General features: G+C 71.6%; 18 protein-coding genes. 8 read left to right on the top strand and 10 right to left on the bottom strand.

Annotated elements, in window-relative coordinates; genetic code table 11:
• Positions 1-9 precede the first annotated feature (9 nt).
• Positions 10-1,428, top strand: a complete 1,419-nt coding sequence (locus B9W62_RS19090) for a dihydrolipoamide acetyltransferase family protein (RefSeq protein ID WP_179235556.1) — start codon at positions 10-12, stop codon at positions 1,426-1,428.
• Between the two features lie 77 nt (positions 1,429-1,505).
• Here B9W62_RS19090 and B9W62_RS19085 read toward each other — a convergent pair whose 3' ends face one another.
• The 4 genes from B9W62_RS19085 to B9W62_RS19070 all read right to left on the bottom strand — a co-directional run bounded on the left by B9W62_RS19085 (position 1,506) and on the right by B9W62_RS19070 (position 5,093).
• The gene (locus B9W62_RS19085) at positions 1,506-2,483 is read right to left on the bottom strand and encodes a BRO-N domain-containing protein (RefSeq protein WP_087808326.1); all 978 of its coding nucleotides are present in this window, start codon (positions 2,481-2,483) and stop codon (positions 1,506-1,508) included.
• Between the two features lie 147 nt (positions 2,484-2,630).
• On the bottom strand, positions 2,631-3,620 hold the full coding sequence (locus B9W62_RS19080) for a DUF1648 domain-containing protein (RefSeq protein WP_087808325.1): 990 nt from the start codon (positions 3,618-3,620) through the stop codon (positions 2,631-2,633).
• Positions 3,617-3,964 (bottom strand): GntR family transcriptional regulator, encoded by a 348-nt coding sequence (locus B9W62_RS19075; RefSeq protein WP_087808324.1) that lies wholly within the window; start codon positions 3,962-3,964, stop codon positions 3,617-3,619. The genes B9W62_RS19080 and B9W62_RS19075 overlap by 4 nt, the downstream gene beginning before the upstream one ends.
• 133 nt (positions 3,965-4,097) lie before the next feature.
• Positions 4,098-5,093, bottom strand: coding sequence for a D-alanyl-D-alanine carboxypeptidase family protein (locus B9W62_RS19070; protein WP_087808323.1), 996 nt, complete (start codon positions 5,091-5,093; stop codon positions 4,098-4,100).
• A gap of 221 nt (positions 5,094-5,314) precedes the next feature.
• On the opposite strand from B9W62_RS19070, the gene B9W62_RS19065 reads away from it, so the two are divergent.
• Both B9W62_RS19065 and B9W62_RS19060 read left to right on the top strand, forming a co-directional pair.
• A complete protein-coding gene (locus B9W62_RS19065) occupies positions 5,315-5,965 on the top strand; it encodes a GntR family transcriptional regulator (RefSeq protein WP_087808322.1) in 651 nt (216 codons plus the stop codon).
• Complete coding sequence (locus tag B9W62_RS19060) at positions 5,962-7,272, top strand: MFS transporter (protein WP_087808321.1); 1,311 nt, start codon at positions 5,962-5,964, stop codon at positions 7,270-7,272. The genes B9W62_RS19065 and B9W62_RS19060 overlap by 4 nt, the downstream gene beginning before the upstream one ends.
• 115 nt (positions 7,273-7,387) lie before the next feature.
• Here the strand turns inward: B9W62_RS19060 and B9W62_RS19055 are convergent, their stop codons facing one another.
• Positions 7,388-8,212, bottom strand: a complete 825-nt coding sequence (locus tag B9W62_RS19055; protein ID WP_087808320.1) for a maleylpyruvate isomerase family mycothiol-dependent enzyme — start codon at positions 8,210-8,212, stop codon at positions 7,388-7,390.
• Positions 8,213-8,393: 181 nt separating this feature from the next.
• Here B9W62_RS19055 and B9W62_RS19050 point away from each other — a divergent pair, with 181 nt between their 5' ends.
• Both B9W62_RS19050 and B9W62_RS19045 read left to right on the top strand, forming a co-directional pair.
• Positions 8,394-9,191 (top strand): carbon-nitrogen family hydrolase, encoded by a 798-nt coding sequence (locus B9W62_RS19050; protein WP_087808319.1) that lies wholly within the window; start codon positions 8,394-8,396, stop codon positions 9,189-9,191.
• 66 nt (positions 9,192-9,257) lie between these two features.
• Complete coding sequence (locus B9W62_RS19045; RefSeq protein WP_087811978.1) at positions 9,258-9,722, top strand: DUF2867 domain-containing protein; 465 nt, start codon at positions 9,258-9,260, stop codon at positions 9,720-9,722.
• 19 nt (positions 9,723-9,741) lie between these two features.
• Here B9W62_RS19045 and B9W62_RS19040 read toward each other — a convergent pair whose 3' ends face one another.
• From B9W62_RS19040 to B9W62_RS19025, 4 genes are all read right to left on the bottom strand, one after another.
• On the bottom strand, positions 9,742-10,236 hold the full coding sequence (locus B9W62_RS19040) for an LURP-one-related/scramblase family protein (protein ID WP_087808318.1): 495 nt from the start codon (positions 10,234-10,236) through the stop codon (positions 9,742-9,744).
• 82 nt (positions 10,237-10,318) lie between these two features.
• Positions 10,319-10,570 (bottom strand): DUF6458 family protein, encoded by a 252-nt coding sequence (locus tag B9W62_RS19035; RefSeq protein WP_087808317.1) that lies wholly within the window; start codon positions 10,568-10,570, stop codon positions 10,319-10,321.
• A 114-nt stretch (positions 10,571-10,684) separates the two neighbouring features.
• Positions 10,685-11,983, bottom strand: coding sequence for a M18 family aminopeptidase (locus B9W62_RS19030; protein ID WP_087808316.1), 1,299 nt, complete (start codon positions 11,981-11,983; stop codon positions 10,685-10,687).
• A 98-nt stretch (positions 11,984-12,081) separates the two neighbouring features.
• A complete protein-coding gene (locus tag B9W62_RS19025) occupies positions 12,082-13,908 on the bottom strand; it encodes an acyl-CoA dehydrogenase (protein ID WP_087808315.1) in 1,827 nt (608 codons plus the stop codon).
• Between the two features lie 149 nt (positions 13,909-14,057).
• Between B9W62_RS19025 and B9W62_RS19020 the strand changes: the two genes are divergently transcribed.
• The 3 genes from B9W62_RS19020 (at position 14,058) to B9W62_RS19010 (ending at position 16,798) form a co-directional block, all read left to right on the top strand.
• Positions 14,058-14,525 (top strand): SseB family protein, encoded by a 468-nt coding sequence (locus tag B9W62_RS19020; protein ID WP_087808314.1) that lies wholly within the window; start codon positions 14,058-14,060, stop codon positions 14,523-14,525.
• Positions 14,526-14,666: 141 nt separating this feature from the next.
• Positions 14,667-15,644, top strand: coding sequence for a pirin family protein (locus tag B9W62_RS19015; protein ID WP_087808313.1), 978 nt, complete (start codon positions 14,667-14,669; stop codon positions 15,642-15,644).
• A 65-nt stretch (positions 15,645-15,709) separates the two neighbouring features.
• Complete coding sequence (locus tag B9W62_RS19010; RefSeq protein WP_087808312.1) at positions 15,710-16,798, top strand: AI-2E family transporter; 1,089 nt, start codon at positions 15,710-15,712, stop codon at positions 16,796-16,798.
• Here the strand turns inward: B9W62_RS19010 and B9W62_RS19005 are convergent.
• Positions 16,723-18,894 (bottom strand): SpoIIE family protein phosphatase, encoded by a 2,172-nt coding sequence (locus B9W62_RS19005; protein ID WP_087808311.1) that lies wholly within the window; start codon positions 18,892-18,894, stop codon positions 16,723-16,725. The genes B9W62_RS19010 and B9W62_RS19005 overlap by 76 nt on opposite strands.
• Positions 18,895-18,907: the final 13 nt, after the last annotated feature.

Here is an 18,907-nt window from a genome sequence, read left to right as displayed (position 1 = left end):
GAGGGGAGCGTGACGACGATGACGGACAGTTCCGTGCGTGAGTTCAAGATGCCCGACGTGGGTGAGGGACTCACCGAGGCCGAGATCCTCAAGTGGTACGTCCAGCCCGGTGACACGGTCACCGACGGCCAGGTGGTGTGCGAGGTCGAGACGGCCAAGGCCGCCGTCGAACTGCCCATCCCCTACGACGGCGTGGTCCGCGAGCTGCACTTCCCCGAGGGCACGACGGTCGACGTGGGTACGTCGATCATCGCGGTGGCCGTCGGCGACGGCGCGGCGGCGGCCTCGGAGCCGGTGCAGGAGGCCGTGGCGGAGGAGCCCAAGCCGGAGGGCCGCCAGCCGGTCCTGGTCGGGTACGGGGTCTCCACCTCCTCGACCAAGCGCCGCCCCCGCAAGGGCGCGGAGGCCCCGGCCGCCGCGCAGACGCCGGCGGCGGCGATCCAGGCCGAGCTGAACGGCCACGGCCCGGCAGCACCTGCGGCACCGGCAGCACCTGCCGCCCCGGTATCCGGCGACCGCCCGCTGGCCAAGCCCCCGGTGCGCAAGCTCGCCAAGGACCTCGGCGTCGACCTGGCGACCGTGGTCCCGTCCGGCCCGGACGGCATCATCACCCGCGAGGACGTCCACGCGGCCGTGGCGGCGCCCGAGCCGGACCAGGCGGCGGCCCCGCGTTCCGAGCCGGCCGCGCCCGCCCCGTCCCCGTCGGCCCCGGCGTCGTACGACACGACGCGCGAGACGCGTATCCCGGTCAAGGGCGTGCGCAAGGCGACGGCGGCGGCGATGGTCGGTTCGGCGTTCACGGCGCCGCACGTCACCGAGTTCGTGACGGTCGACGTGACGCGCACCATGAAGCTGGTCGAGGAGCTGAAGCAGGACAAGGAGTACACGGGCCTGCGGGTGAACCCGCTGCTCCTGATCGCCAAGGCCCTGCTGGTCGCGATCAGGCGCAACCCGGACATCAACGCGTCCTGGGACGAGGCCGCCCAGGAGATCGTGGTCAAGCACTACGTCAACCTGGGCATCGCCGCCGCCACCCCCCGGGGCCTGATCGTCCCGAACATCAAGGACGCCCACGCCCAGACCCTGCCGCAGCTGGCGGGGTCGCTCGGCGAGCTGGTGTCGACGGCCCGGGAGGGCAAGACCTCCCCGGCCGCCATGCAGGGCGGCACGGTGACCATCACCAACGTCGGCGTCTTCGGCGTCGACACCGGTACGCCCATCCTCAACCCGGGCGAGTCCGCGATCCTCGCGGTCGGCGCGATCAAGCTCCAGCCGTGGGTCCACAAGGGCAAGGTGAAGCCGCGTCAGGTCACCACCCTCGCCCTGAGCTTCGACCACCGCCTGGTCGACGGCGAGCTGGGCTCCAAGGTCCTCGCCGACGTGGCGGCGGTCCTGGAACAGCCCAAGCGGCTGATCAGCTGGGCCTGACGGCCACGAACCGGGTACCTTCACGACGGAGGGGCGCCGCAAGCTGGAGTTGCGACGCCCCTCTTCCCGCGCCGGGCTCAGCCCCGGTGCAGCACGTACACCGGGGCCCCGTCCTCGGCCCCGCCCCGTGAGCGGATGCAGGCGTGGGTGCGCAGCAGCCGCAGGCATTCGTTGACCCGCCGCACGGAGAGCCCCGTACGGGCGGCGATCGACTCCAGCGGCTCCCGAAGCTCACCCTTCTCGACGAGCACCGGTGCGATGACCTGGGCGACCGTCCACACGTCCTCCGTCACGGACAACCGCTGCCGCCAGTCGGCCAGCACGGACTCCGTGGTCGGTGGCGGGGCGAGGTGGCCGAGGGGCGCCCCCTGGTGGAGAACCAGGGTGTCGAAGCGGTCCGCGATGCGTTCCAAGGCGTGCACCATGGCCTGTTGCACGGCGAGGGTGGCCTGCTGGGCGGCGAGCGTGGCCTGCTGCGTGGCCAGCATCTCCCGCTGGAGCGCGATCGACGTGCGTTGTCCCTCGGCCAGTTGCTCGTCCAGCTGCAAATTGTGCGCCTCCAGCCGGACGATCGCCTCGGCCACCTGGTCCGGCATGGCGTAGGCGATGGGGGCACCGGCTTCGGAGGGCTGCACCTCGGCCTCGTCGAGCGAGTACGAACCCTCGCGCTGCACGGTCTCGATGACTTCGGCGACCCACTGCTTGAAGGGGGCGCAGGCCGGCTTGGTGCAGGCGTTGACGAGCAGGATGAGACCTTGCAGAGAGATGACGTGCAAGTCTCGACGCCACCCTCTACCTGCGGGAACGCTGAGACCGTAACTTCCAGTTACGGTCTCGAGCAATTCTCGGTGTTCTTCGGGGACGTGGTCCGAGAGCGCCTTTCGAGAGTTGCTGTGCCCGAGTTCCTTGCACACGTCCACCGCCGGAAACCAGTGGCTTCCGTCCGGCATGGTCAGCCTCCGTACCCGGGCCCCGGTGGCCGCGTACACGAAGTCACTGGCGTCGATGGCCTCGTGCCGCGCGCCGGAGTTCTGTCGTTTGCTGGGTTCGTTCATGTGAACCACCTCCGTCGCGGAACGTAGGGCGGCGCCGGGGGCATATGCCAGCCAGATCCGCGGATGTTCACGACTGCGAGGGAACATGATCGAATATGCTGCCCGGCGACCACGGGTGCGTGTATGGCGTCCCCGAGGCCGTTGGCCTCAGCCCCGGGGCGGCTTCCCGCGCAGCGTGTTGAGGAGGGCCGCGCCGCGTTCGGCGTCGTCGATGCTGATGGCGAAGTCGGTTCGGCGGCCGCGGGGGCGTATGACCAGACACTCGCCGGCGCGCAGCATCACCGTGGTGCCGAGGCCGCTGAGGCGGTAGCCCCAGCCGCCGACCTCGGCGGGGCGGCGGACCTCCGTCCGCGCCGTGTCGATGTCGCCGGGTGTCCAGCGGCGTCCGGGCCAGCCGAGCGGGCCGAAGGAGACTTCCAGGCCCCGCTCCGAGACGCGGGCCTGGACGGAGGAGAACATGGCGCAGGCGAGGGAACCGGCGCCGCAGCCGGCGAACAGCGCCCACAGGGCGCCCGGCGCGGCCACGCCGCCGACCAGGGCGACGAGCGCGCCTACGGCCACCAGGCCGATCGCGGCCGCCAGCAGCTGGAGCCAGGGGTTGGCGGTGCGGGAGAACCAGACCAGGCGCCGGCCCTCGGGGATGTCCAGCGCGGAGGTGCCCTCGTCGGGCGTCGTGGTGCCGCCGGAGGCGCCGCGCCGCCGGGCGAGGAGCAGCCAGGCGGCCACTGCCGCGAGTACGGCCGCGACGAGGATCGCAACGACCCACGAGGTGGGCTGACGGGCCTCGTGCCAGTCCGCGCGGTCCAGGTTGGCCCGGAGGACCGCGGCCTGCGCGCCGGTGAGGACGATGCCCAGCGGGAGCAGGACCACCGTGGTCAAGGGACGGGCCGCCGGACCCGCCCGCATCAGCGGGACGGTGACCGCGGCCGCCGTCACCAGCCAGATCAGCGCGGGGACGAGGGCCGCCGCCCACAGGGGCATCGAGCCGTCGGGGGTCTCGCCGTTCAGGCCCCAGTGGGTCGCCAGCCGGTCGGGCAGCCGGTCCCGCGCCAGGAGCGGCATCCCGGCGAGGACCACCGTGACCCCGGCCGTCCAGACCGCCGCCGTCGTACGCCGCGCCGTTGTCGTGTCCCTCATGGCATCCCCCTGATCATGTCGATGAGATCCGTCCTGCTGTAGCCCAGCCGAGCCGCCTCGGCGAGCAGCTCCCCGACCCGGATCTGTAGCTCGGAGTGCGGCCGGGCGCCCTCGGCCACCGTCACCCCCCGGCCCCGGCGGAACTCCAGCAGGCCCTCGTCCCGCAGGCCGCGCAGTGCGCGCAGCACGGTGTTGACGTTGACGTCCAGGGCCTCGGAGAGGTCGCGGGCCGAGGGCAGGCGGTCGCCCGGGGCGCACTCCCCCTCGGCGATGGCGCGCCGGACGGCGCCGGCCACCTGTTCGTGCAGGGGGCGGGTGTCGGTCTTGTCCAGACTCAGCAGCATGGTGCTAATGACACTATCACCATGCGTGCCATTCGTGTCGGGTGCCCGGGCAGCGAGAAGGGCCCGTCACCTCGGTGACGGGCCCTTCTGAGGAGTGCGGCAGAGCGGCGGCCGGCGGGGAACCGGCCCTGGGCTACTTCTTGAAGCCGTAGTCCATGAGCTTGGTGGCGTCCTTGGCGCGCTGCGCCGACGACGAGGACGCCAGCACCGTGCCGATGACGGTCTTCCCCTTCCGGGTCGCGGCGAAGACCAGGCAGTACTTGGCCTCCTGGCCCGAACCGGTCTTCACGCCGATCGCCCCGCTGTAACTGCCCAGCAGCGTGTTGGTGTTGGTCCAGGGCGCCATCGTGCGGGTGCCGCCCTTCTTGGTCTTCGTCTTCGCCGTGTACTTCTTGGTCTTCACGATGGTGCGGAAGGTGGAGTTCTTCATCGCGCTGCTCGCGAGTTTCGTGAGGTCGCGCGGCGTGGAGTAGTTCTTGCCGTTGCCGATGCCGTCGAACGAATCGAAGTGCGTGTTCTTCAGGCCGAGGCTCTTGGCGCTCGCGTTCATCTTGCCGATGAACGACTTCACGCGCGCCGCCCGCGTCTTGCCCGAGCCGAACTTGTCGGCCAGCGCGTACGCCGCGTCGCAGCCGGAGGGCAGCATCAGCCCGTACAGCAGCTGGCGGACCGTCACCTGGTCGCCGACGATGAGCCGGGCGGAGGAGGCGTTCTTCGACACGATGTAGTCGCTGTACGCCATCTGGATCGTCACCTTGGCGTCCAGGTTCAGCTTCGGCTGGGCGAGCACGACCTTCGCGGTCATGATCTTGGTGGTGGAGCCGGTGGAGCGCTTGGTGTCGGCGGCCTTGGTGTAGAGCGACTTGCCGGTCGCGTTGTTCATCACGAAGCCGCCCTTGGCGACGATCGAGGGCGCGGCGGCGGCCCGCACGGGTGCCGCGAGGGTGCGTTCGGGCGCCGCGAGGGTGCGTTCGGGCGCCGCGAGGGTGCGTTCGGGCGCCGCGAGGGTGCGCTCGGGTGCGGCGGCCTGCGCGGGTGCGGTGGTGAGGGCGCCGGTGGCGAGGACGGCGCCGCCGGTCAGGGCGACGGCGAGGGCCCTGCGCAGACGGACGCCCGGAATGGTGTTCATTGAGTTTATTACCCCGATTGTGGTGAATTCCCCGGAAGTGCGGCCGAGTTGTGGTCGGTGCAGCGGTGGCCGCGACAGTGCGACACCCGAGGGGGGTGAATGGTTGCGCGGTGGCGCGGGGGAAGTTCTCCCGGTTCGCCCTGGAGGGGGAGCGGGGCGGACCGGCGTCCGGATACTGGACCGGATCCCTCTTGTGTCCCTGTTGTATCTATCCTGTCGGCATGACCACGGCAGTGAAGCAACCCCCCGCGGCGGACCGCGTCTACACCCACGTCAAACAGGGCGTCCTGGAGCGCCGTTACGAGGGCGGGACGCTGCTCACCGAGGGCGAGCTGGCCGAGGCCGTGGGCGTGTCCCGCACCCCGGTGCGCGAGGCGCTGCTGCGGCTCGAGGCCGAGGGCCTGATCCGGCTCTACCCGAAGAAGGGCGCGCTGGTCCTGTCCGTCTCCGCGCAGGAGATCGCGGACGTGGTGGAGACCCGGCTGCTGGTCGAGGAGCACGCGGCCAGGAAGGCCGTACCCGCCCCGCCGGGACTCGTCGAACGGCTGGCGGAGCTGCTCGCCCGGCAGAAGGAGCAGGCCGCCGCCGGTGACTTCGCCGCCGCTTCCGTCACCGACCGCTGCTTCCACGCCGAGATCGTCCGCAGCGGCGGCAACGAGATCCTCTCCCGCCTCTACGACCAGCTCCGCGACCGCCAGCTGCGCATGGGCGTCGCCGTGATGCACTCCCACCCCGACCGGATCGCCCACACCCTCGCCGAGCACGAGGAGATCCTCGACGCGCTGCGCTCCGGGGACGCGGAGGCGGCCGTCGCCGTGGTGGGCCGGCACGTGGGCTGGTTCTCGAACCTGGCGCGGGGGGAGGTCCGATGAGTTCGGCCACCTCGGCCGGCCGTCTCCTGCCCGGCGATCCTCCGGGCGGCCGGCGGGCGGTCGCCGTGTGGAGCGTCGGCGTCTCCGTCTACTTCGTCGCCGTCATCTTCCGTACGTCCCTGGGGGTCGCCGGACTCGACGCCGCCGACCGCTTCCACGTCAACGCCTCCGCCCTGTCCACCTTCTCCATCCTCCAGCTGCTGGTCTACGCCGGCATGCAGATACCCGTCGGCCTGCTGGTCGACCGGCTCGGCACCAAGAAGGTGCTGGGCATCGGCGTCGTGCTGTTCACGGCGGGGCAGCTGGGCTTCGCCTTCTCGCCGTCGTACGGCATGGCGCTGGCCTCGCGGGCGCTGCTGGGCTGCGGGGACGCGATGACGTTCATCAGCGTGCTGCGGCTCGGCACCCGCTGGTTCCCGGCCCGGCGCGGGCCGATGGTCGCCCAGCTGGCGGGTCTCGTCGGTATGGCGGGGAACCTGGTCTCCACCCTGGTCCTGGCCCGGCTGCTGCACGGCATCGGCTGGACGGCGGCGTTCGCGGGCAGCGCGCTGGCGGGCGCGGTCGTCTTCGTCCTGCTGCTGCTCTTCCTCAAGGACCACCCCGAAGGGCACGAGCCGGAGCCGATGGCGCACCAAGGGGCCGCGTATGTACGGCGGCAGATCGCGCTGTCCTGGCGGGAGCCGGGGACGCGGCTCGGGCTGTGGGTGCACTTCACCACCCAGTTCCCGGCGATGGTGTTCCTGCTGCTGTGGGGGATGCCGTTCCTGGTCGAGGCGCAGGGGCTGTCCCGGGCCACGGCCGGCACGCTGCTCACCCTCGTCGTGCTGTCCAACATGACGGTCGGTCTGGTCTACGGCCAGATCATCGCCCGGCACCACGCGGCGCGGCTGCCGCTGGCGCTCGGCACGGTGGGGGCGACGGCGCTGCTCTGGGCGGCGATGCTGGCCTACCCGGCCGAGCACGCGCCGATGTGGCTGCTGGTGGTGCTGTGCACGGTGCTGGGGGCGTGCGGGCCGGCGTCGATGATCGGCTTCGACTTCGCGCGGCCGGCGAATCCGCCGGAGCGGCAGGGGACGGCGTCCGGGATCACGAACATGGGGGGTTTCGTGGCGTCGATGACGACCCTCTTCGCGGTGGGGGTGCTGCTCGACGCGACCGGGGACGACTACACCGTCGCGTTCTCCTCGGTCTTCGTGCTCCAGGCGCTCGGGATCACGCAGATTCTGCGGCTGCGGAAGCGGGCCGCGCTGCGGGAGCGGGAGCGGTTGGTCGCGAGCCGGGTGGAGAAGGTGCACGTGCCGGTGTAGGCACCCGGCGTGGGTGCGGGCCGGGCTGGGGGCTGCCGCCCCCAGACCCCCGCTTCGGCCTGAACGGCCTCGTCCTCAAACTCCCCCAGAGGGGGCACCCCCAACGGGCTGAAACTCACGGCGTCACCGTGAAATGACGCAGGATCGCCGCCGTCAGGTCCGGGTCGCCCTCCGTCTTGATGCGGTCCTTGGCCGCCTCCGGGGTCACCCGGCCGCAGGCCAGCCGGACGTACGTCTCCCAGTCGAGGGTGAGGGTGGCGGCGGGGCCGAGGGCCGGGGACGACTCGAGGGTGCCGCGGCCCTGGATGTCGACGCGGATGGTGCGCAGGAACTCGACCGGGCCGTGCACGTCGAAGACGACGGCCGAACTGCGCGGCGCGTCCGCCCGCTCGGCGACCACGGCGGGCAGCTCGCCGAGCAGCACGTCACGGGCGACGTGCGCGCCGGGGGAGTCGAGGTTGCCGGGGCGGCCGAGGGTCGTGCGCAGGTCCTGCTCGTGCGCCCACACGTCGAAGGCGTGCCGGCGCATGGCCTCCTCCAGGGTCAGCTCGGTGCCGAGCGGGCCGCGCACCTTCGTGCCCGGGTCCCGGGACTCGTTCCGCAGCTGGCGGTTGCGCCGGATGATCATGTACTCCAGCTCGGACGTCATCTCCGGCGCCGTGTGGTGGCGGCGGACGTCGACCTGCATCTCCATGTACCGCTGGTGGTCGTTGGTGACGTGGTAGAGGTCGCGCGGCAGGGTGTGGATGGGGCGGGGGTCGCCGAGCATCTCGGAGTCCAGGCCCAGCACGTGCGAGACGATGTCGCGCACCGACCAGCCCGGGCACGGGGTCCGGCGGTTCCACTCTGCCTCCACAAGCGGCTGGACCAGCTCGGATATCGCCTCGATGGAGTGAGTCCAGGCGTCGGCGTAGGGCTGGAGGGTGGGATGCAGACTCACGGAACGGGACCCCTCGGCGGTCGGTACACGGGCGGTTGGCGGCAGCGGTGCCAGTGGCGGCGGCGGCAGTCGGCGGGCGTCTTGGGAGGCTAAGTTACGCTGCTGTGCGGCACCCCGGCAGTGCTTTCGTGTGACGATCGTAGGCCCGTGTGGACGGCTCGAATGCCAGGACGGTGGTAGTGTGCGCGCCTCTTTGATCCAAATCGCCGTGAACGAGGACGAAACGGTCGAAGCGCGTCGCCTCCGGGCGGCGGCTCTGGTAAGGGAGCAGGCGGGCGCCGATCTGGTGGTGCTGCCGGAGCTGTGGACCACGGGCGCGTTCGCCTTCGAGGAGTTCGACGCGGCGGCCGAGCCGCTGCGGGGCCCCACGTACGAGGCGATGGCGAAGGCGGCGAGCGACGCGGGGGTGTGGCTGCACGCCGGGTCGATCCCCGAACGCGGCCCGGACGGACGGCTCTACAACACCTCGCTCGTCTTCTCCCCCTCCGGTGACCCGGCCGCCTCCTACCGCAAGATCCACCGCTTCGGCTTCGACAAGGGCGAGGCCGTGCTGATGGGCGCGGGGCGCGAGCCGGTGACGGTCCCCATGGCGGACACCACCACCCTCGGCGTGGCGACCTGCTACGACCTGCGCTTTCCGGAACTCTTCCGCGCCCTCGTCGACGCCGGGGCCGAGATCCTCGTCGTCCCGGCGGGCTGGCCGGAGCGCCGCCGGTCGCACTGGACGCTGCTGGCGCAGGCGCGGGCCGTGGAGAACCAGGCGTTCGTCCTCGCCTGCGGAACGGCCGGGACGCACGCCGGAGTTCCGCAGGCCGGTCACTCGATCGTGGTGGACCCCTGGGGCGAGGTGCTCGCGGAGGCCGGTGCGGACGAGGAGGTCCTCACCGTGGAGTTCGACCCGGCGAAGGTGGCGCGGACCCGGGAGCAGTTCCCGGCCCTCAAGGACCGGGTGCTGGGTCTGGAGCCGCCGCGCGGCTGAGCGCGGAGTGTGAGGACAAGTGACACCACGTGTTTGACGTGGCGTCGCATGGCCCAGTATGCCGGTATGACACGGACACCTACCGGTACCTCCGCCATTCGCCGGGTGCGGGTGGACCCCCTCGGCGCCGCTTTCGCGTCGGCCTTCGAGCTTCCCACCGCGGGACTTCCCCGGCTGACGCCCGAGGAATGGGTGCGCGCCAGCTTTGAGGACGTCCCGGTGACAGTGCGTGAGCTGTTCCGGACGGGGTGGGCGGGCGTGCTGGGGCTGCGACTGGGGCCGCGCACCTCGCGACGGCACGTGGTGGGCTGGCGCGTGCTGGAGACCGGGCCGGGCAGGATCGCCCTGGAGGCCCGCGCGCCGTCGCTGACCGTGCGCAACGTCGTGACCCTGGACGACGCGCGGCTGCTCTGGGCGACGTACGCGTTCTACGAGCGCCGGGCCGGCCGGGTGCTGTGGGCCCTGGCGGCACCCGTGCACCACCTGGCCGTGCCGCTGCTCCTCGGCCGCGCCGTCCGCCGCACGGCGTGAGGCCCCGGGGCCCCGCTCCTCAGTCGTCCTCCCGTTCCTTCTCCGCCAGGTGGATCACGCACACCGTCAGGGCGATCAGCAGCGCCGGGTCCGCGTCGTCCCGGACGACGTCCACGCCGTAGGTGTCCCGGAGGGTGAGCCAGCGCCGGGAGACGACGGCCAGCAGTTCGCCGTCGTACTCGACGGCGAACTCCCGGTCGAGGATCTTGCCGCTGACGTCGAGTTCGGTGCCGTCGGCCAGGGTGACCCGGTAGTGGTTGCGCAGCAGGGAGAGGCGTTTCCGTTTGATGCGTGCCAGGGGCTCGCCGGCCCGTTCGATCACCATCGTGTCGCGCAGGGCGAACATCTTCTGGTGGATGTCGATGAGCACGCGCCCCTGGGCGTCCTTCAGCTCCCAGGTGTCCCGCAGCCGCATCGCCTTGCCGTCGACGAGGAACACCTTGTTGCCGCGGTCGTCCTCGATCCAGTAGTCGTCACCGATACCGAGGAGCCGGTCGTACACGAGGAATCTCATGCTCTGACCGCTTCCCCGCCGGCCGCCCCGGGACGCGGACGGTAGGCCGACAGGCTGACCGCGGGGTGGACGCGCGGCCGGCTCAGGCGCCGTAGCCGTCGCGGTAGCCGTCCTGCGTGTGGTGGTGGGGCCGTTCCTCGACGACCGGGGTCGACGGCGGCATCACGACGCGGCGGCGCCGGGCGATGCTGCTGAACGTCGCTACGCCGATCAGGCCGACGATCATGAAGATCACACCGACCAGGTCGAGGTTGACGCCCTGCATGTCCCAGTCGGTCGCGAACGTGAGGATGGCTCCCACGGCGATGAGGATGATGCACCCGCCGAGGCCCATGAGTGTTGCCTCCCTGTCAGATCCGGTCGGTTCCGGGTTTCCGGCCGATCCGGTTCCGTGCGGGTACCCCGGGCGTCAACCCTCATGCCGCAGGGCGGTGTTCCGCGGTCCGGGCTACGGCCGGAGAAAGGCCACCAGCGCGTTGGCCAGCAGGTGCGGGTCGTCGGCGCCGCACAACTCCCGGGCGCTGTGCATCGACAGGATGGCCACGCCGATGTCGACGGTGCTGATGCCGTGCCGGGCCGCGGTGATGGGGCCGATGGTCGTGCCGCACGGCATGGAGTTGTTGGAGACGAAGGTCTGGAAGGGGATGTCCGCCTTCTCGCAAGCGGCGGCGAACACCGCGCGGCCCGAACCGTCGGTGGCGTAGCGGTTGTTGACGTTGACCTTGAGGATGGGGCCGCCGTTGACCCGCGGGTGGTGCGTCGGGTCGTGCCGTTCCGCGTAGTTGGGGTGGACGGCGTGGCCCGTGTCGGAGGAGAGGCAGACGGTGCCGGCGAGGGCGCGCGCCCGGTCCTCGAGGGAGCCGCCGCGGGCGAACACCGAGCGTTCCAGCACCGTGCCGAGCAGCGGCCCGTCGGCGCCGGTGTCCGACTGGGAGCCGGTCTCCTCGTGGTCGAAGGCGGCGAGCACGGGGATGTACGGGAGGCCGGCGCCCGAGGTCGCGACCGCGGCCAGCGCGGCCGTCCCGGCGTGCACGGACAGCAGGTTGTCCATCCGCGGGCCCGCCATCAGCTCCCGGTCGCGGCCCAGGTACGCCGGGGGCTCCACGGAGTGCGTCATCAGGTCCCAGCCGGTGACCTCGCCGCGGGACAGGCCCGCCTCGTCCTCCAGGAAGGCGATCAGGTCGCCGTCGCGCACGGTGTCGCCCAGGCCCCAGACGGGCTGGAGGTGGCGCTGCTTGTCGAGCTTGAGCCCGTCCGCGGTGACGTTGCGGTCCATGTGGATGGCGAGCTGCGGGACGCGGAGCAGCGGGCGGTCGACGTTCACCAGGCGGGTGGAGCCGTCGCGCAGCGAGAGGCGGCCGGCCAGGCCCAGGTCGCGGTCCAGCCAGGAGTTCATCAGCGGGCCGCCGTAGATCTCCACGGCGACCTGGCGCCAGCCGTGCGCCCCGGTGTCCGGGCGGGGCTTGACGCGCAGGTTGGGGGAGTCGGTGTGGGCGCCGACGATGCGGAAGGGGGTGTGCGCCGCGGCGCCCTCCGGGACGTACCAGGCGACGATCGCACCGCCGCGCAGCACGTACTTGCCGCCGCTCGTCGCCTCCCAGGCGTCGGCCTCCGCGACCTGGCGGAAGCCGGCCTTCTCCAGCCGCTCGGCGGCGCTCGCCACGGCGTGGTACGGGGTCGGGCTCGCCGACAGGAAGGTCATCAGGTCGTCGGTGTGGCCGCGGTCGAAGCGGGAGGGTGCGCTCATGGGGTTCACCTTAACGACGTACGAGGGCCCGCTTCCCGTCTGGCGGGAGCGGGCCCTCGTGGGGGTGTGCGGAACGGGCTTCCGGTGCGGGGCCCGTCCTAGAACGCGGCCTCGTCCAGCTCCATCAGGTCCAGCTCGACGCCCTGGGCGACCTTGCGGGCCAGGGTGAGGCCGGGCAGGACGTTCGCGGCGAAGAACTTCGCGGCGGCGATCTTGCCGGTGTAGAAGGCCTTGTCCTTGGCGGAGGCGGTCGGCAGCTTCTCGGCGGCGACGGCGGCGCCCTTGAGGAGCAGGTAGCCGACGATCACGTCGCCGGAGGCGAGCAGCAGGCGGGTGGTGTTGAGGCCCACCTTGTAGATGTTCTTGACGTCCTGCTCGGTGGCCGCGAGGTCGGTGAGCATCAGGCCGACGATGGCCTCCAGCTCGACGGCGGCCTTGGCCAGGTGCTCGCGGGCGCCGGACAGCTCCTCGCCGCCGGTGCCGAGGGCGAGGAACTTCTTGATGTCCTCGGCGACCGAGTTCAGCGCGGAGCCCTGGTTGCGGACGATCTTCCGGAAGAAGTAGTCCTGGCCCTGGATCGCGGTCGTGCCCTCGTAGAGGGTGTCGATCTTGGCGTCCCGGATGTACTGCTCGATCGGGTACTCCTGGAGGAACCCGGAGCCGCCGAAGGTCTGGAGGGACTGGGCGAGCTGCTCGTAGGCCTTCTCCGAGCCGTAGCCCTTGACGATCGGCAGGAGCAGGTCGTTGAGGGCGTGCTCGGTCGAGGCGTCCTCGCCGTTGGCCTCCTTGACCTGGATCTCGTCCTGCACGGAGGCGGTGTACATGACGAGGGCGCGCATGCCCTCGGCGTACGCCTTCTGCGTCATCAGGGAGCGGCGCACGTCCGGGTGGTGGGTGATGGTGACCTTGGGGGCCGACTTGTCCATGAAGTTGGCCAGGTCGGGGCCCTGGACGCGCTCCTTGGCGTACTCCAGGGCGTTGAGGTAGCCCGTGGAGAGGGTGGAGATCGCCTTCGTGCCGACCATCATGCGGGCGAACTCGATGATGCGGAACATCTGGCGGATGCCGTCGTGCTTGTCGCCGATCAGCCAGCCCTTGGCGGGGTGACGGTCGCCGAAGGTCATCTCGCAGGTGTTGGAGGCCTTCAGGCCCATCTTGTGCTCGACGTTGGTGGCGTAGACGCCGTTGCGCTCGCCCAGCTCGCCGGTCTCGAAGTCGAACTCGTATTTCGGGACGAGGAAGAGCGACAGGCCCTTGGTGCCCGGTCCGGCGCCCTCGGGGCGGGCGAGGACGTAGTGGAGGATGTTCTCCGACATGTCGTGCTCGCCGGACGTGATGAAGCGCTTCACGCCCTCGATGTGCCAGGAGCCGTCCTCCTGCTGGACCGCCTTGGTGCGGCCGGCGCCCACGTCCGAGCCGGCGTCCGGCTCGGTGAGGACCATGGTGGAGCCCCACTGCTTCTCGACGGCGATCGAGGCGATGTGCTTCTGGACCTCGTTGCCCTCCTCGAAGAGGATGCCGGCGAACGCCGGGCCCGAGGAGTACATCCACACGGCCGGGTTGGCGCCGAGGATCAGCTCCGCGTAGGCCCAGATCAGGGAGCGCGGCGAGGTGGTGCCGCCGATCTCCTCGGGCAGCCCGAGCCGCCAGTACTCGGAGTCCATGAAGGCCTGGTAGCTCTTCTTGAAGGACGCCGGGACCGGCGCGGTGTTCGTCTCGGGGTCGAAGACCGGCGGGTTGCGGTCGGCGTCGGCGAAGGACTCGGCCAGCTCGTTCTCCGAGAGGCGGGTCAGCTCCTCAATGACGCTCTTGGCGGTGTCCGTGTCCATCTCCGCGAACGGGCCGCTGCCGTAGACCTTGTCGCGGCCGAGCACCTCGAAGAGGTTGAACTCGATGTCCCGGAGATTCGGCTTGTAGTGCCCCATGGCGACGGCTCCGTTGAGAGATCGGCGAGGCACTCGCTCCTCGCATCCGTACACATACCAACTAGTAGCTCCGATGATGCTACCCGCCGGTAATAAGAAGCAACCCCGAGCCGCCCATCTGTGACTCGTTACTCGTTACTCTGTGCTGCATGTACGGCTACGACCAGACCGCGGGCCCGCAGCAGCAGTACGCCCCGCCCCCGCAGCAGCCGATGGGCGGCGGATACGGGCAGCAGCCGCCGCTGTACCCCGAGCCGTCCCCGCCCTCCCTCGCGGACGCGGTGCGCGCCTTCACCACCGGGCAGATGTCCGCCGAGGACTTCCAGCAGATCTTCGCGACCTCGAAGGTCTACTGCCCCCGCGGCGACAATCCCGGCTTCCTCGCGCTGCACAACACCCAGCAGCCGGTGATCCCGATGTTCACCGGACTGAAGGAGCTGCGCAGGTACGCGGGCAAGGAGTCCAAGTACTTCGTGATCACCGGTGCGGAGGTGATCGACCTGCTGCCGACCGGCTACGGCTTCGTCCTGGACATGGAGGGCGAGCACCGGATGGTCTTCGACGCCAAGGCTGTCGAACAGATGGTCGATTTCGCGATGCGCCGGATGTACGGCTAGACGCCGTTGCCGCGCAGACGGCCGATCGGCGCCTAGGAATCCGTGAGCCCGGAGGGAATGCCCTCCGGGCTTTCCTGGTTCCAGGTGGCAAGAAGTTCAATGCTCAACTAAAGTGGGCGTACGCCGCCCGAGGAGGTCGACATGCCCGCCGTGACCGTCGAGAACCCGCTGACGCTGCCCCGCGTATCCGCACCCGCCGACGCCGTCGCACGTCCCGTGCTCACCGTCACGACCGCGCCCAGCGGTTTCGAGGGTGAGGGCTTCCCGGTGCGCCGCGCGTTCGCCGGGATCAACTACCGCCATCTCGACCCGTTCATCATGATGGACCAGATGGGTGAGGTGGAGTACGCGCCCGGGGAGCCCAAGGGCACGCCCTGGCACCCGCACCGCGGCTTCGAGACCGTCACCTACATCGTCGACGGGATCTTCGACCACCAGGACTCCAACGGTGGCGGCGGCACCATCACCAACGGCGACACCCAGTGGATGACGGCGGGCTCCGGCCTGCTGCACATCGAGGCGCCGCCGGAGCAGCTGGTCATGTCCGGCGGGCTCTTCCACGGGCTCCAGCTCTGGGTGAACCTGCCGGCCAAGGACAAGATGATGGCCCCGCGCTACCAGGACATCCGCAGCGGCAGCGTCCAGCTGCTCACCTCCCCCGACGGCGGCGCGCTGCTGCGCGTCATCGCCGGTGAGCTGGACGGCCACGACGGCCCCGGCATCACGCACACGCCGATCACGATGGTCCACGCGACGCTGGCGCCGGGCGCCGAGATCACCCTGCCCTGGCGGGAGGACTTCAACGGCCTGGCGTACGTCATGGCCGGGCGCGGGTCGGTGGGCGCCGAGCGGCGTCCGGTGCGCCTCGGGCAGACCGCGGTCTTCGGCGCCGGGGGCTCGCTGACCGTCCGCGCGGACGAGAAGCAGGACTCGCACACCCCGGACCTGGAGGTCGTGCTGCTCGGCGGCCGGCCGATCCGGGAGCCGATGGCCCACTACGGCCCGTTCGTGATGAACACCAAGGACGAGCTGATGCAGGCCTTCGAGGACTTCCAGAAGGGCCGCCTCGGCACCGTCCCCGCCGTGCACGGCATGTCGGGCGAGGGCCCCGGGGCCTGACCGCACGTCACCCGGGCGGGCCGTCCGCGCAGGACAGCCCGCCCGGTGCGTGATCGGCTGGAGGCGTGCAGCTGCTCCCCGGTCCGGTACGCCGGTTCGCCGCCTGGTGCGCCGTCATCCTGCTCGCCGCCGGTGTCGTCTACGTCGCGATCCGGCTCTGCGTCGAGCTGCGCACCGCGGTGACCCCGGCGCTGCTCGCGCTGCTCGGCACCGCCCTGCTCCGGCCGCTGCACGCGCGGCTGGTGAAGGCCCATGTGCAGCGGTCGCTGGCCGCCGGGCTGACCTGCGTGGCCGTGCTGGCCGTGGTCGGCGGGGCCGTGTACATCGTGGTCTCCGCGCTCGTCGAGACCGGCGACCAGATCGTCGCCTCGCTGCGGGACGCGGCCGAGGGCGTCGCCGACCTCGGCGCCGCCGGGACCTCGCTGGACGACGTGGCCTCCAACGCCCGCGAGCTGCTGGGCAAGTTCGGCGGCACGGCCGCCTCCGGTGTGGTGACCGGGATCAGCGTCGCCGGCGAGATGATGGCCATGGCCGTGCTCGCCCTGCTGCTCGTCTTCTTCTTCCTGCGCGACTCCGACCGGGCCGTCTCCACCGTGCGCGCCCTCGCCCCGCCCGGCGCCGCCGACACGGTCGAGGCCATGGCGCGGCGGGCCTTCGGCGCCGTCGAGGGCTTCATGCGGGGTACGACCCTGATCGCCCTCATCGACGCGCTGTGCATCACCGTCGGGCTGCTCGTCCTGCGCGTCCCCGGCGCGGTGGGGCTCGGGGCGCTGGTCTTCGTCGGTGCCTACATCCCGTATCTGGGCGCGTTCATCTCCGGTGCCGTCGCCGTGCTGGTGGCGCTCGCCGACCGGGGCTTCGTCATCGCGCTGTGGGCGCTGGGCGTGGTGCTGGCCGTACAGGTGCTGGAGGGACACGTGCTCCAGCCGATGATCCAGAGCCGGACGGTGCAGATGCACCCGGCCGTCGTGCTGCTGGCCCTCACCGCGGGCGCGTCGGTGGCGGGCATCCTGGGGATGCTCCTCGCCGTCCCCCTGACCGCGGCGGCGTTCGGGATCGTGCACGAGCTCCAGGGGCGCTACGGGGCTTCCGGTTCCGGCGCCGCCGGGCCGGCCGCGGGACCTGCGCCGTCCTCCGGGGCCGGGGACTCGTAGAGCTCGTACCAGATGCTCTTGCCCTCGCCGCGCGGGGCGACGCCCCATGCGTCCGCGAGCAGTTCGACCAGCATCAGCCCGCGTCCGGAGGACGCCATCTCCCCCGGCCTGCGCTTGTGCGGCAGGTCGTCGCCGTTGTCGGTGACCTCCACCCGGATCCGCCGCTCGCCCGGCTCCCCGGCGACCTCGGCGACCAGCAGGGCGTCGGTGTCGGTGTGCACCAGCACGTTGGTCAGCATCTCGGAGAGCAGCAGCACCGCCGCGTCCCGCTGCTCCTCGCCCGGCCAGTCGTGCAGCAGGTCGCGCAGATGCTGCCGGGCGGTGGCGATCCGGGCGGGCTCGGCCTGGGCGACCGTCAGCATCGTGCGCCGTACCGGCGCCCGGGTCGCGGTGGCTTCGCCGCAGCCGCAGCCCTCGCCCTGCCGGCACAGCAGCAACAGCGCGATGTCGTCCTCCCGGCGGTCGGACAGCGGGCCGACGGTGTGGTGCGAGGAAGGGCCGTGCACGGCCTGGACCAGCGCGTCGGCCAGCTCTTCCAGGCCGCCGGTGTGCTCCTCCAGGATCACCCGCAGGCGGTGCCAGCCGCTCTGCAAATCGTGGCCGCCGGTCTCCACCAGACCGTCCGTGCACAGCATCAGGGTGTCCCCGGGTTCCAGGGCGAGCCGCGTCGTCGGGTAGTCGGTGTCCGGATCGATGCCCAGCGGCAGCCCGCCCGCCGTGGCGAGGATCAGCGCCGTTCCGTCCGCCATCCGCACCACCGGGTCCAGGTGTCCCGCGCGGGCGCTCTCCACGGTGCCGGTGGCGGGGTCGACCTCGGCGTAGTAGCAGGTCGCGAAGCGCAGGTCGCCGGGGTCGTCCGAGGCCGTGGCGAGACCGTGGAAGAAGTGGGAGGCGCGGGCGAGCACCGCGTCGGGGCGGTGCCCCTCGGAGGCGTAGGCGCGCAGGGCGATGCGCAGCTGGCCCATCAGTCCGGCCGCGCGCACGTCGTGCCCCTGGACGTCGCCGATCACGAGGGCGAAACGCTCCCCGGGCAGCGGGATCATGTCGTACCAGTCACCGCCGACCTGGAGGCCGCCGCCGGTGGGCACGTAGCGGGCGGCGATGGCCATGCCGGGGATCTCCGGACCGAGCATGGGCAGCATCGAGCGCTGCAACCCCTCGGTCAGCTCCCGCTGGTTCTCCGCGGCGCCGGCCCGGGACAGGGCCTGGGCGAGCATCCGCGCCACCGTGGTCAGCACGGAGCGCTCGTCCGGCGTGAACGCGACGGGATAGGCGAAGGCGGCCATCCAGGCGCCCATGGTGCGGCCCGCCACGGTCAGCGGCAGATAGGCCCAGGAGCGGCGGCCGAAGCGCTCGGCGAGCGACCACGTCATGGGATACCGCGACCGGTACTGCTGCGGGGAGGAGAGATAGACCGCGCGGCCGGTGCGGACCACCTCGGCGGCCGGGTAGTCGGTGTCCAGGGACATGTCCACGAACGGGTTGGCCTCGTTCTCCGGCTGCCCGTGGTGGCCGATGACGGTGAGGTGGTCCCCCGAGACCCCGAACACCGCCAGGCCGTCCGGCGAGAACCCCGGCATCGACAGTCCGGCCGCGACCCGCAGCACCTCCTCGGTGGACCGCGCCTCGGCCAGCGCCCGGCCCGCGTCCAGCAGGAAGGCCTCCCGCGAGCGGCGCCACTCCCCGGTGACCGCGCTGCGCCCGGCGGGCGTGCCCGGCCGCGGTTCGGCGACCTCCTGGAGGGTGCCGGTCAGCGAGTACGCCTTGCGTACGGAGTCGAACGAGGGCTTGGAGCGGCTGCGCACGACCCGGACCACATGGCCGCGCTCGTCCATGATCCGGATCCGGACCTCGGCGAGGGTGCCCTCGGCGACGGCGAGCTGGACCACGCCGGTGATCTCGTTCCAGTCCACCGGATGCAGCCGGGCCCTCACCTGGGCCTCCGTGAGGCATGCCGGTTCCGCGGGCAGCCCGAGCAGCCGGGCGGCCTCCGCGTCCACCACGACCTCGCCCGTGGCGGTGTCCCAGTGCCACAGTCCGGTCGCGAGGGCGGCAAGGACGTCCCCCACCTCGGGCAGGGGCTCACCAGTGCGCATTGCCCCACTTTAG

It is taken from the genome of Streptomyces sp. CS113, from assembly GCF_002188365.1.
Taxonomy (GTDB): Bacteria; Actinomycetota; Actinomycetes; order Streptomycetales; family Streptomycetaceae; genus Streptomyces; species Streptomyces tendae.
Note: the sequence above shows the minus strand (reverse complement) of the source record. Positions and strands in the feature narration are given on the sequence as shown.

What these genes read in the sequence shown, in the direction of transcription:
- B9W62_RS19085 (WP_087808326.1), bottom strand. Translation starts at nt 2,483, where the DNA reads ATGAACGAACCCAGCAAACGACAGAACTCCGGCGCGCGGCACGAGGCC.
- B9W62_RS19080 (WP_087808325.1), bottom strand. Translation starts at nt 3,620, where the DNA reads ATGAGGGACACGACAACGGCGCGGCGTACGACGGCGGCGGTCTGGACG.
- B9W62_RS19075 (WP_087808324.1), bottom strand. Translation starts at nt 3,964, where the DNA reads ATGCTGCTGAGTCTGGACAAGACCGACACCCGCCCCCTGCACGAACAG.
- B9W62_RS19070 (WP_087808323.1), bottom strand. Translation starts at nt 5,093, where the DNA reads ATGAACACCATTCCGGGCGTCCGTCTGCGCAGGGCCCTCGCCGTCGCC.
- B9W62_RS19065 (WP_087808322.1), top strand. Translation starts at nt 5,315, where the DNA reads ATGACCACGGCAGTGAAGCAACCCCCCGCGGCGGACCGCGTCTACACC.
- B9W62_RS19060 (WP_087808321.1), top strand. Translation starts at nt 5,962, where the DNA reads ATGAGTTCGGCCACCTCGGCCGGCCGTCTCCTGCCCGGCGATCCTCCG.
- B9W62_RS19045 (WP_087811978.1), top strand. Translation starts at nt 9,258, where the DNA reads ATGACACGGACACCTACCGGTACCTCCGCCATTCGCCGGGTGCGGGTG.
- B9W62_RS19040 (WP_087808318.1), bottom strand. Translation starts at nt 10,236, where the DNA reads ATGAGATTCCTCGTGTACGACCGGCTCCTCGGTATCGGTGACGACTAC.
- B9W62_RS19035 (WP_087808317.1), bottom strand. Translation starts at nt 10,570, where the DNA reads ATGGGCCTCGGCGGGTGCATCATCCTCATCGCCGTGGGAGCCATCCTC.
- B9W62_RS19030 (WP_087808316.1), bottom strand. Translation starts at nt 11,983, where the DNA reads ATGAGCGCACCCTCCCGCTTCGACCGCGGCCACACCGACGACCTGATG.
- B9W62_RS19025 (WP_087808315.1), bottom strand. Translation starts at nt 13,908, where the DNA reads ATGGGGCACTACAAGCCGAATCTCCGGGACATCGAGTTCAACCTCTTC.
- B9W62_RS19020 (WP_087808314.1), top strand. Translation starts at nt 14,058, where the DNA reads ATGTACGGCTACGACCAGACCGCGGGCCCGCAGCAGCAGTACGCCCCG.
- B9W62_RS19015 (WP_087808313.1), top strand. Translation starts at nt 14,667, where the DNA reads ATGCCCGCCGTGACCGTCGAGAACCCGCTGACGCTGCCCCGCGTATCC.
- B9W62_RS19005 (WP_087808311.1), bottom strand. Translation starts at nt 18,894, where the DNA reads ATGCGCACTGGTGAGCCCCTGCCCGAGGTGGGGGACGTCCTTGCCGCC.